We start from the raw sequence: 12,781 nt of genomic DNA, 5'->3' as shown, positions 1-12,781 counted from the left end.
AAACTATTTCTTCTTTATCAATAACAATTCTCCCATACATTTTCTCTTTTTTCCTCCGTATATATAATAAATTAAAGTGTCTTTGGATAATTCTTCTTCTGTTAAATCAAAAAATAAATACTCGGCTCCCATACTAATATTATTATTGGAAGTATCTCCATTCATACATCTTTCCCATGTTCGGGAGAGACCTATACTGTCTTTGGCTTCTATGTATAACTCGTTTCCTCTTTGTCTTTTGATATTTCCAAGAGTATCATATACCCAAGGAATTTCCGCCCATGCTTTTTTAATTATTTCTCTATTCGGCTTATATTCGGCCAAAAAAACTCCTTTGGCCTTCGATTCCTCTATTGTCTCACTTATCTGGGTAAATAATGTTCTATCGGGTACATCGATATTGCATCCTAGCACCATACCTAATAGGAATACACATGCTAAAATTTTTCGTATTTTTTTATTCATACCATTTTTTTAATCTTTATAAAGACATTTAAAGGGTGGTTATAAAAAAACTATTTCTTCTTTATCAATTGCAATTCTCCCATACATTTTCTCTTTTTTCCTCCGTATATATAATAAATTAAAGTGTCTTTGGATAATTCTTCTTCTGTTAATTCAAAAATTAAATAGTCGGCTCCCATACTAAAGTTACCATTGGAAGTATCACCATTCATGCATCTTTCCCATGTTCGGGAGAGACCTATACTATCTATGGCTTCTATGTATAACTCGTTTCCTCCTTGTTTTTTGATATTTCCAAGAGTATCATATACCCAGGGGATTTCTACCCATGCTTTTTTTATTATCTTTCTATTTGGCCTATATTCAGCCAAAAAAACTCCATTAGCCTTCGATTCTTCTATTGTCTCACTTATCTGGGTAGATAATGTTCTATCAGGAACATCGATATTGCACCCTACCATACTTAGTAGGAATACACTTGTTAAAATTTTTCGTATTTTTTTATTCATACCATTTTTTAGGGTTATAATGATAATATATGTTGTAAAATCCATTATTAGGAATAAAAGTTCCCAATCCCCCTCCATAGATTCCTATGGAGTTTAATGCATCTTTAACTACATGAAAACAGTTGGATAATATAAAATGATATCTGGATGTGGCACTTTGATATGCAACATTCAATGCTTGGGCTACTTCTCTATAGCTTAGTTTTTTTATAGTCATCATTTTATTGTACATACCTGAAATTTTTTTATCATTCATCATAGATTTAAAGGAAGAAAAATATTTATCAAATTTCTTTGACTCACCCCCAATTATTTCATTTCCATCCAATTGATTACGTCCTTCTTTGGATATAAAGCGATAAGATTCTTCTCCGGAATCTTTTAATTTTCCTCCTATTGCTGAATGACCGTATCCATTAACAGATTTTGTATTTTCAAATATATACAGCTCTCCTCGCTTAGGATCCAGCATTTTATGTGCCACATGATTCAATCCGCTTACTATTAATCCTGTAGCCGCACCTTGCCAGAAATTTCCGTCAGACAATACCGCACCAAAACCTCCGCTTAAAGTTCCAAAAAATAGGGTTCCGCCTATTGTATTTTCATCCATTCCTGCAAGCATACCTCCAATTCCTACTGTTGAAGATACCAGACTACTTATACCTCCGCTGCTGATCCCTTGTTGTATATCTCCCCCGCTTATTCCCTGTATGATTCCTTGTGTCAATCCATTCATAACCCCCTCTATTCCTGAGGCTAATATATCAACCTGTAAATTTGTCAAGGTTTGCGTAGAAGTACATATTCCGGTTCGTATTACACCCGCCAAGCTTCCTACACCATAAGCAGCAACTCCACCGGCACTGCCCAAGGCTAAACCTTTTAAAAAGCCCCCCCATAGAAAAGAGTCGGTGCATAATGCATAAGTGGTATAAGTTACGGTTCCTATAGCAGCTCCTAATACTGCCGCACCTAACCAGGCTGATCCTGCTAGAGTAAATAATTCTCCGCTCGGATCGGTATATTTTAAAGGATTATTCAATACATATCCATAGCGATTGTAATTCTGTGAATTGTAAGGATCTTGGATATTATTATCGGGTGATAAAAATTGTTTTAAAACCGGATCGTACATACGTCCGTTCATATGAATCAACCCTACTTGGCTAAAATGTTCATGACCGGTATATCCGCGGTCCATAAATATAAGTTTAGGATTTTTAGTTTCTATATTTCCTTGTCTATCGGTTACTTGAATAAGTTTCCCCCAAGGATCATACAATCTTTTTTCAATAATACCTCCTTTTTCATTTGTTATAGCCAGTATGGAACCTTGATAATCTCTATGAAAATAAACTAAAGATTCATCCGTTTTCTGATAATTCCCTTTTTTGAAATTAGTGATATTGGCAGCCGGTGCTTCGTAGGGATTCCCCCCTATATAGGTTATAATCGTGGTTGAATTCTTATCGGTAACAATTTCTACATCTTGGGCATTTGAATAATATTTTTTTTGTACTTCCTTTGAATTTAATTGAAAGGATGCCGAACTGCGGTTACCATGGATATTGTAGATAAATTTTAAGTCATGAATATTCTTAAATTCCTTATTAGAGCCATAAGATAATTTTTCTACTGCTCTAATTGATGATGGTTTTTTAAATGCGTTGTATCTGATTTGTTGAAGTGGGGCAGTTTCGTAATAATTTCTACCCTTTGAATTAAGATATATATCGGATTTTTTATAATGTGCCAATGTTTGATATTGATATTCTCCTACATGCGAATTATCGGTAATTCTCCCATCGTTTGCATAGCGAAGTGTATGAATTCCATTGGCATCGTACCAGGTAACTAATCGCTCAAATCGGTCATAATCAAACTCTTCATTCCAATTGGAGTAATTATTGATTCGAGTATTTAAGTTCCCGTTTCTCCAATTAAATTCATATTCAATATCAAGGAGATGAGACCGTCTTGATGAATGCCTCATTCTTGTTATATATCCAGCCTTATCAATAGTATTATGAATATTTATACCATTACCCAACTTAATCGAAAGAGCTTGCATTCTTTCATTGACTCCTGTTATTTGCCAAACAGGTACATATTTTCCATTTTCTAAACGATCTATTTTTTCCAACATTCCGTTGTTTTCATTATAGCCGTAAGCAACTATGACAGAAGAATATAAATTACCATAGTAAACTATTTTTTCTTCTTTTACTATTTTTCCATAAAAATCATATTTATATTTATTTAAATATGTCACATCCTGCGTAATTTCTTCTGTTCCTACCAATAGGTTATTGTTGTTGTAAGTATAATTATACGTAAAACGTTGATTGTTATAATATCCGTATTCTTTTTTCAATAAACCTGTGTTGGAATATTCATAATTAACATTTAGATAATTACCTATATCATCCATTTTTTTAGAGAGTAGTCTTCCGGTGGGTGAATAAGTATAAGTAGTAGTTCCTTCCGGAGTGGATTCTTTCAACAATTCTCCATAATTATTATATTCTTGAGTATAAGGTTTGGTGCTGACCGAAGGATCCTTAAAAGATATTCTTCTACCCCATCCGTCATATAAATAAGTCAGAGTGTGGTCACCATATTTAGCTGTTTTTTGATTTCCGTTGGCAAAGTAGGTATAGTGAATTATTTCACCATTATCGTTAAGCATACGTATATTTCCACTTGCATCTCGAGTTAATGTTTGTTTTTTAACTTCATCATCAGTAGTAACGGACAATCCTTTATAAGTAGTCGTTATGGTTTTACCTGTAAAAAGTTTTTGTTTTACAGGTCGACTGAATTCGTCGTATTCTATCGTATTCCATCTTAAGGGTTCTTGCCCTTCAATGTATGGTTCACTTTCTTTAATTTTTCTTCCTAATTCATCATATACGGTTTGTTTGGATATATACATTTCAGGTTGATCTCCTTTGATCGTGGATTTTATTTCATTTCCAAATATATCTTTATGTATCCGGGAATATTCATGGGTATCTTCATTGAAAGTGGTAATTTTTATTCCTCCTCCTTCTGTTCTTTCATATAGGGTAATATTGAATAGTGGATCAATTGTAGAACCTATTATTCTTACATCTTCAACTTTCCCCCAATTATCATATCGAGATTCTGTAAGTACACCCTGTGGACTGGTATGACTCAATACCTGCCCCAAATTATTATAAGTGAAATATTCGGTTAGATTATTTATATCTGTTTTTTTAACAACAAATCTTCCGGTAGAATCATATTCTTCTTTAGTTGTTCGAGGAGAAACTCCCGGAGCAGATACTGTTTTTTCTATCAAATTGCCAAAAACATCATACTTCATATCCTCGGTTATATAATCGGTACGGTGCCCTTTTTTCATTACCTTGGAAACTAAGTTACCTGAGTAGGAATATTTCTCTTCCGAAGTATATTCATCTCCATATGCTGATATTTGGCTATTGGTTTGAATTAATCTTCCTACATAATATCTGGTATCATAGGCATACGGAAAATCATCGTACGTATAATTTATAGTTTTTATTTCTACTCCATTATCGATGGTTTTTTGTTTTATATTATAAAATCCATCATAACTATATTTTGTTTTAGTTTCAATACCTGTTAAGTAATCTTTTTCATATTGTTTATCAAGTAATTTTGTCCACTTTTTATCACTTGATCTCATGATTGAATATTTAAAATCTTTTTTACTTATTAAATAGTCTTCTTTCCGCTCATTCATAATCAAATTAAGATTATTTCCTCGAGTTATCCAGTTGGATAGCGGGAGACCACGATATTGAGGTGAATATTGAGTAACATTCCAGTTAATTGAAGAAATATTTTGAGATTTCCAACTTGATTCTGCAACTTTTTTAAAACCTAGTAATCCCAATCCTTGAGCATGAGATACTAACCCGAAATATTTGTACTCTTTTTCTCGTTTTTTTCCTCCGGCTGTTATAGAGAGCTTTTTGACAACATCCAAATTAGATGCTTGTGAAATTTCTTTAAAGGGATATTTTTCTGTTAAAGAAGAATGATAAACTCCTTCTATATTTCCTAATCCGTTATTTTTTGAATTAGGTTCCAAAGGAGCATATTCAATTTGAGTAACAATATTTCCATCAGATTCTGAAATGCCTGTCAATAATATATCTTTTCTCAAATCTTTATTAAAAGCGCCTTTCCAAATTTCATTTCCTTGTACAAAAACTAAATTCCCTGTTTTTTGATTATTACTATAATCCGCAAGAAGCAAGGTAATTGGATCACTATATCCGTATTTAGACCATATGCCGGTATCAATGGGTGAGGCAAACATCGGTTTTTGTTCTCCTCCCAAATTCTCATAGTATTGCAAACTTGCTTTTCCGTTTCTCGATCCGTCCCATCCGTTTCCATATGATTCATATATTGAAATTATAAAATCCGATTTACCGTCTTTATTGAGATCTGCTACCCTATAGGTTTTATATCTTCTTCTTTTGGTGTGACTTTTACCTTTCCATAAGGGAAGATATTCTGCTAAATTTTGATAAAAGACTTTTTCAAAATCGTTTCCTTTGGATAAATATAAATACCAGTTAGAAGATCCTTCCTTTTCAGGAATCAAAAGGTCTGTTTTTCCGTCTCCGTTGAAATCGCCAAAAAGAACGGGTTTTATACCATCATATTCCGGTATATTACCACTTACTATAATTTTCAACTCTTTGTCTTTGGTTAGTGTCGAAATACTAAAATCGCCAACTTTTCCATAACCGGCTTTTTTATTAAAACTGATAATATCTGATTTTCCGTCTCCATCAAAATCAATCACATAATTGTTTGTATACATTAAAAAATCAGCTTTATTTAAAACTCGATAACTTTCCTTATCAGGCAATAAGGGATTCATATCAACATAATACGGTAAAATATATTCTTTACTTGGGCTGCTTATACAATGGAGGTTCGGCCTTCTTGAATGTAGATAGTCTCCATTTTTCCGGTAATCTGTACCGTCTACATCACGTAATCTTTTTATACTTTTATCAACACTCCCCAAAACTATAATCTCAGATATTCCGTCTCCATTAAAATCGCCCTCGATGAAATCATAATATACTTTATTGGTATAAGTAAATTTTTTACTCGGATCACCGGCACATTCATCTGCATGGAAACCTCCGTGCGGATACTTAATTTTTCTAATGTAGTTTTGTTCAAATTTATTTTGTTCCTTATTAAAGTTAGATACAGTCAAAATTAATTCATTATCCGTATGATTTTTGAAATCTGAAGGTGCCAAATAACTCAAATCGTTATTCTTATAAGTTACTATAGATTGAAAATTATTCATTTTACCCCGAGTTAAGGTTGAAATTGGATAATTTAAAAGCTTTTCTGTATTTATCTGAATTACACTACCGCTTTCTTTTCCAAGATTTTGAAATAAATCTTTATACAACTTTCCTCCGGCTATTACATCTACTTGGCCGTTTCCACTGAAATCTCCGATCATTTTTATATACTTTAAATCCCATAAAGCATCGGATTTATCTTTTATATATGAATCAAATGTATTATTTGTTGTATTATAAGAAAAATTAATTGGATTGGACGGTTCTCCATTTCCATTAAATTCTTGTACTGAAACCACTCGTTGGTAATTGCCTGTGATTGCCTTATGATTAATTTGATATTTTCTAAATAATTGATTACCTGCAGTTACCTCTATTTTATCCAATATACGGTTATTGACCATTTTTATTCCATGTACATAAGCAAACTCCGGACGCTCTCTTTTTTTATAATAAAATTGAATAGTGTTACTGTATCCGGTATCTTTCTTTTCATTTTTTCCCCATACTATTTTATTAATATAGGTTGTATTTTGATTCTTGTCATAAAAGTATTCGATATAATTACCTTGTAAATCAACCCATTTTTTTATAAGCCATTCGGTTACACCTCGGGAATCGTCTGATGAACCGTATAAAGCCATGGTCCCATCCGGAAAAAGTACTTTAAAATATTTTGGCCTTTTCCCATCTATTCCCGGCATTGATACCATACCCACAGACACAATATAAAGATTCGAATAAATTTCAGTTTGATATACTGTATTTTCTTTTCCGTAGTCTCCTTCTCTAATAACTAAACGTTGTCCATCTAAGGAATACTTATCATTTTCATTAAAATTAACTCCATCCACAAATCCATCAATATCTATTCGGGTAGAAACTAATGAAATAGAAGAAATTCCGGCTATATTCCACCCATACCCGGCTACTCCATTATCTGAAGAGCTGTTGTAAGTTAAAGCTATTTGGGGAGCAACATTTTTTATTCCGGGCGGTAAAGCTATGGGAACTTTATAATTAGTTGACCCGAAAGTGGAAACATTTAATTCTCCTTTAGAATCCGCAAAGTGGGCTAATGGTCCGTTTTCCGGAGGGTACAATTCGTTGCGATCTTCTTCGATGAAATCACCTATTACACGAAGCAAAGGTTTATTAGGGTTCTCGAGATCTTCCTTATCCATTTTATTTTTAATTCCATTTACGTTTTTATCTAAATCATTATCTTCAGATAAAAGCGATTGGGCTGTAATCGGTACTGTCATAGAGAGAAAGACTGACATACCTAAGGTATATATAAATTTCATTTTTATGTAATTAGTTTGAGGGTTGTGGCTTATTTTTTAATAATGGAGTGATTAATTATTCTTCCATCTGAACAATATATTTTAATATAATATACTCCTGAAGGCCTTTGATTCATTGAAAGAACTGCTTTTTGATCCGAAGCCCTAAATTTAACTTCTTCTATCAGTTTAGCATTATAAGCAGACAATTCTATCTTAACTAGTAAGTTAGCTATTTGAGTATCCCACTTGATGATTAATTCAGTTTCCACCGGATTAGGATATATCTCTAATCCATTTGTGGCAGTATACATTATAGGTTCTTCAAGAATGGGCATGACATCCTCAGGATCCAGCCGTTTGGGAATGGGCTTATGATCACCATCATATTGTAATATTCTTAACTCTTGATTTCCGGAAATATCATAACCAAAGTGAAGACTCTGGGCAGTTAAAGAGATTATTCCTATTAACAAACAGAATAGAAAGAAGAAAAAATATTTCATAGTAATGAATTTAAAATAGTTATTATCTATCAAAGGTATAAAATAAAATTAATTTAATACCATGTAATTATATTTTTATTTAAAAAAATAAGGGATTGCTATAAAATAAAGCAATCCCTCGGGGTTATTTTTGGTTTTTTGTATCTATTTTAACTCTTTAATTCCGAAATTTTTAAAAGCAAAAGCAAATTTATCTGCAGTTTCTTCAATAAGTAAATCAACAGGTTTTCCGGCTCCATGTCCGGCCCTGGTTTCAATTCTTATTAAAACCGGATTTTTGCAATTTTGTTTTTCTTGCAATTCTGCAGCAAATTTATAGGAATGAGAAGGAACTACTCGGTCATCATGATCTCCGGTAGTAAGTAATGTTGCAGGATAGCAAATTCCTTTTTTAACATTATGTACCGGAGAATAGGATTTAAGATAAGTAAACATTTCTTTATTATCTTCTGCTGTTCCATAATCATACGCCCACCCGGCTCCGGCGGTAAACGTATGATATCGTAACATATCAAGAACACCCACAGCGGGTAAGGCAACTTTGGCTAAATTTGGTCGCATGGTCATTACTGCTCCTACTAACAATCCTCCATTGGATCCTCCCGATAAGGCTAAGTATTCTGAAGAGGTATATTTGTTGGATATTAAATATTCACCGGCGGCTATAAAATCTTCAAATACATTTTTTTTCTTTAATTGAGTTCCTGCGTCATGCCACTTTCTACCGTATTCCCCTCCTCCTCGAAGGTTAGCAACTGCATAGACTCCTCCATTTTGTAACCACACGGCAGTCGCTACAGAAAATACGGGAAGCAGACTAATTTCGAATCCTCCATATCCATATAAAAGGGTTGGATTTTTCCCATTGAACTGTGTCCCTTTTTTATAAGTAATTGTCATCGGAATTTTCGTTCCGTCTGATGAAGTATAAAAAATTTGTTTACTCTCAAATTGATGCGGATCAAAGTTTATCTCAGGTTTTTTGTACAGCTCTGATTTTCCGTTTTCCGTATCTAACTTAAAAACGGTTGATGGATATATGTAGCTTGTAAAGGAATAATATATTTCTTTTTGATGAGATTTTCCTGTAAAGCCTGTTGCCTGACCTAATCCGGGTAATGGTAAGGTTCGTATTAAGTTACCATTTAAATCGAATTGCTTCACTTCAGAATGTACATCAACAATATAGTTAGCAAAAAAATATTTATTAGCACCGGTCACATGTAAGACTGATTCAGACTCCGGTATGATCGTTTCCCATTTCGGCTCTTTCTGCCCTAATTGTGTTACATTCAATCTAACCAATTTTTTATTGGGTGCCTGTTCATTGGTTTCAATATATAACCAATCTCCATCGGTAGTGATTACTTCGTAATTATTGGTAAAACCGGTTACGATGGGTTGTATTTTATTTTTATTTTGGGTGTCCAGAATATATAGTTCATTACCCGATGTTGAATTTGCTGCCGTGATTATTATATATCGTTGATCTTCGGAAACCTTTGCATTGATATATCTTCTTGGTGTTTCTTCTCCCCCGAAAATTATCGGGTCTTTGGATTGAGATTCCTTTAAGGAATGAAAATACAAGATATGATGTTCTGTTTTCCCTGATAATTGACTTCCTTCTTTCGGCTTTTGATAACTCGAATAATAAAATCCTTCATTGGATTTCCAAGCTATGTTTGAAAATTTAACGTGAGTTAATGTATCTCCAATCTGTTTTTTAGTTTGGGTTTCTATTACTACTACTTTCCTCCAATCTGAACCACCTTCCGATATTTGATAAGCGGCCAGGCTTCCGTCTTTACTGAAAGAAATATCACCTAAAGAAGATGTACCGTCTTTAGAAAAGGTGTTGGGATCTAAAAATACCTCTTCTTTTCCTCCGGAAGTTAATTTTCTATAAAGCACCGACTGAGGCTGCAATCCATTATTTTTATAATAATAGATATAATTTCCTTCCTCAAAAGGTGCTGAAATTCTTTCATAATTCCACAGCTTTTTAAGCTGGTCTTTTAGTTGATTTCTAAACGGTATGTTATGTAAATATTCAAATGTCAACTCATTTTGAGTTTTTATCCATTGTTTAGTTTTGGGAGATTGATCATCTTCCAACCATCTATAAGGAGCCGGAACTTTTTCTCCAAAATATTCGTCAACTACCGATTCTTTTTCTGTATTAGGATATTTCATGTGTTGTGCATTTACGGTTAAGCATGAGACTAAACTTAACGTAATTATTTTTGGTTTTATCATAAAAACTAATTAATAATTATAAAATTAAAAAAAACCTTTAATTAACAAATTAAAGGTTAGATAAAATTATGGATGTTAAAAATATTAAAAGCTGTAATTATATTCGGTCAAATTTTTGAATTCATTAAGTCTATTTTCATATTCCATGGAAGATAACTCTTGTAATTTCTCTGTACCGAATTTTTCAACCGTGAAAGAAGCTAATGCACTTCCCACGATAATGGCTTTTTTCATGTTTTCATAGGATAAATCTGCCGTTTGGGTTATGTAACCTGCAAATCCTCCGGCAAAAGTATCTCCGGCACCCGTTGGATCAAAAACATCTTCTAAAGGCAGAGCGGGAGCAAAAAATATTTTATTTTCATTAAACAATAAGGCACCATGTTCACCTTTTTTTATAATCACTACCTTAGGACCCATGCTTTGAATTTTTTTTGCTGCTTTAACTAAGCTGAATTCCCCCGATAATTGTCGGGCTTCTGCATCGTTTACTGTTAATACATCTACTTTAGAAATAATTTGAAGCAATGAATCCCAAGCGGTATTCATCCAGAAGTCCATAGTATCTAAGATTACCAATTTTGGTTTATCAGTCATTTGTTCTAAAACGGATAATTGTATGGCGGGATGTAAATTTCCTAACATTACAATTTCAGAATTTTTTTGAGAATCGGGTATTTTTGGCTCAAAATTTTCCAACACATTTAATTCGGTGATTAATGTGTCTCGATTATTCATATCTATATGATATTTTCCTGACCAAAAAAAAGTTTTTCCGTCTTCTATTTTTTTTACTCCTTCAATACCTATGGAATTTTTATGAAATACCTCTATATATTCAGGTTTAAAATCACCGCCAATTACAGAAACAAGGTTAACTTCTGCTTCCAGCTTGGAAGCAGCCAAACCTATATAAGTGGCAGCTCCGCCTAAAATTTTATCAGTTTTCCCAAATGGGGTTTCTATGGCATCGTATGCTACGGTACCCACTGCTAGTAATTTCATTTATTTTAATTAAAATTGTGTGTCTACAAAGATAAACCTATTGTAAAAGATAAGAAAAGTTTTACCGAAAAATATATCCTGTTTTATAAAATATTTTTTACTTAAATGCCTATTCTTCAATAGTTATTAAATATATGTTTAAATTAATTCAGGTTGATTTTTATTTTCGATAACTAATTCTATTCTCCTTACGGCTATTTATTTTTTGACTTAAATCCGTAGGATAAGCCTATCCCAAATGTTTGTCTTGTTTGAACTCTTTCTATTTGATCGTGATCATAAATTAAGTCAAAGGTTAGTTTCGTGGATATATGGTTATTGACTTTCATATCTATAACACTTCCAAAATTCACATCAACCCTTTCGGTGTGAGATAAGTAATTGGTAAATAAAGACAAAGCATTATCCCAAACAACATTTTTCATGATTTCAACTTTATATTTAGCGGTAACCATTGCCCCAAGTTCCATAAACATACAGTCTCCGTCATGTTTTAATCCGTAATTATCTTTTTTCTGCAATTTTCTGTCCAGAACAAATGTATTTTTAGAGGTTATGGGTAATAATGATAATTGAAAATTTCCATCCGGTTTATATTCAAAACCAACCCCCAACGTTAAATAGCCCGGAGACATAAAAGAGGAAATTCTGTCTTTGGAAGTGTAATCCGGATGGGCAGAATAATCATATCCGTTAAACATTTGTGTTTTAAAAGACATATCTATACTTGCATACCAATTCTTAGATATGCTCCGTCCATACATCGATTCAAGTAACAAGATATCATCTGTTTTTCTCATCTTATCGTTTTTGTTGTTAACTTGACCATAACCGATAGTTATTGTATTTTTAAAAATATTTTTTCCTTTTTTGTAATCTAAGGAATATTTTATTCTTGCTGATCCTCCAAAAGAATTTGTTCCTCCGGCTATCCAATGTGAAAATGAACTTTGATTTACTATAAGTGAATGGTCTCCACTAATTTTCCAATTTTTAGTTTTCTTGGGAACGGTTACCGTATCTGTAACAGGATTTTCTGTACCTAATTGTTGAGCATAAATAAATTGTGAAAGGATGGATACAAATAAAAATAATAAAATTTTCTTCATCATTCTTGATCGATTTATTGGTTTTAAAAAAAGTTAAATATAGCAAGTATTCAATTTACGCATTAGTTTACATTTTATTTCGTTATTTATCAATTAAAGGATTGAATTGATATTGTTTTTCTTGTGTTATGTAAGTTTCTTGTTTAATGAAATAAATAATATACGAATATATTCGTATATTATCTAAATTCAAAATTAAATATGCGTATTGTTGATAACCTTACTAATTATTTATTAAAAAATGAGAATTTTTAAGTATTTATTGGTCGCAAAATACTTCATAGAAAT

At 32.5% G+C, this 12,781-nt stretch carries 7 protein-coding genes; all 7 read right to left on the bottom strand.

Annotated elements, in window-relative coordinates; translation table 11 throughout:
• Positions 1 to 3: 3 nt before the first annotated feature.
• Positions 4 to 465 (bottom strand): hypothetical protein, encoded by a 462-nt coding sequence (locus tag G8C41_RS01150; protein WP_166005870.1) that lies wholly within the window; start codon positions 463 to 465, stop codon positions 4 to 6.
• A gap of 50 nt (positions 466 to 515) precedes the next feature.
• Entirely contained in the window at positions 516 to 974 is a 459-nt protein-coding gene (locus tag G8C41_RS01145; protein ID WP_166005869.1) for a hypothetical protein, read from the bottom strand.
• Positions 967 to 7,635, bottom strand: coding sequence for an RHS repeat-associated core domain-containing protein (locus G8C41_RS01140; RefSeq protein ID WP_166005868.1), 6,669 nt, complete (start codon positions 7,633 to 7,635; stop codon positions 967 to 969). The genes G8C41_RS01145 and G8C41_RS01140 overlap by 8 nt, the downstream gene beginning before the upstream one ends.
• A 29-nt stretch (positions 7,636 to 7,664) precedes the next feature.
• Complete coding sequence (locus G8C41_RS01135; RefSeq protein ID WP_160569134.1) at positions 7,665 to 8,120, bottom strand: T9SS type A sorting domain-containing protein; 456 nt, start codon at positions 8,118 to 8,120, stop codon at positions 7,665 to 7,667.
• Positions 8,121 to 8,264: 144 nt separating this feature from the next.
• Positions 8,265 to 10,379: a prolyl oligopeptidase family serine peptidase gene (locus tag G8C41_RS01130; RefSeq protein WP_166005867.1), complete on the bottom strand. Its 2,115-nt coding sequence runs from the start codon at positions 10,377 to 10,379 to the stop codon at positions 8,265 to 8,267.
• Positions 10,380 to 10,463: 84 nt separating this feature from the next.
• Positions 10,464 to 11,384, bottom strand: a complete 921-nt coding sequence (locus G8C41_RS01125) for a PfkB family carbohydrate kinase (protein ID WP_166005866.1) — start codon at positions 11,382 to 11,384, stop codon at positions 10,464 to 10,466.
• 194 nt (positions 11,385 to 11,578) lie between these two features.
• On the bottom strand, positions 11,579 to 12,496 hold the full coding sequence (locus G8C41_RS01120; protein ID WP_160569130.1) for a DUF3078 domain-containing protein: 918 nt from the start codon (positions 12,494 to 12,496) through the stop codon (positions 11,579 to 11,581).
• Positions 12,497 to 12,781 lie beyond the last annotated feature (285 nt).

It is taken from the genome of Apibacter sp. B3706 (genome assembly GCF_011082725.1).
Taxonomy (GTDB): Bacteria; Bacteroidota; Bacteroidia; order Flavobacteriales; family Weeksellaceae; genus Apibacter.
Note: the sequence above shows the minus strand (reverse complement) of the source record. Positions and strands in the feature narration are given on the sequence as shown.

Bases quoted from the DNA above. Each gene is read 5' to 3' on its own strand.
- G8C41_RS01150 (WP_166005870.1), bottom strand. From the start codon at position 465: ATGAATAAAAAAATACGAAAAATTTTAGCATGTGTATTCCTATTAGGT.
- G8C41_RS01145 (WP_166005869.1), bottom strand. From the start codon at position 974: ATGAATAAAAAAATACGAAAAATTTTAACAAGTGTATTCCTACTAAGT.
- G8C41_RS01140 (WP_166005868.1), bottom strand. From the start codon at position 7,635: ATGAAATTTATATATACCTTAGGTATGTCAGTCTTTCTCTCTATGACA.
- G8C41_RS01135 (WP_160569134.1), bottom strand. From the start codon at position 8,120: ATGAAATATTTTTTCTTCTTTCTATTCTGTTTGTTAATAGGAATAATC.
- G8C41_RS01130 (WP_166005867.1), bottom strand. From the start codon at position 10,379: ATGATAAAACCAAAAATAATTACGTTAAGTTTAGTCTCATGCTTAACC.
- G8C41_RS01125 (WP_166005866.1), bottom strand. From the start codon at position 11,384: ATGAAATTACTAGCAGTGGGTACCGTAGCATACGATGCCATAGAAACC.
- G8C41_RS01120 (WP_160569130.1), bottom strand. From the start codon at position 12,496: ATGATGAAGAAAATTTTATTATTTTTATTTGTATCCATCCTTTCACAA.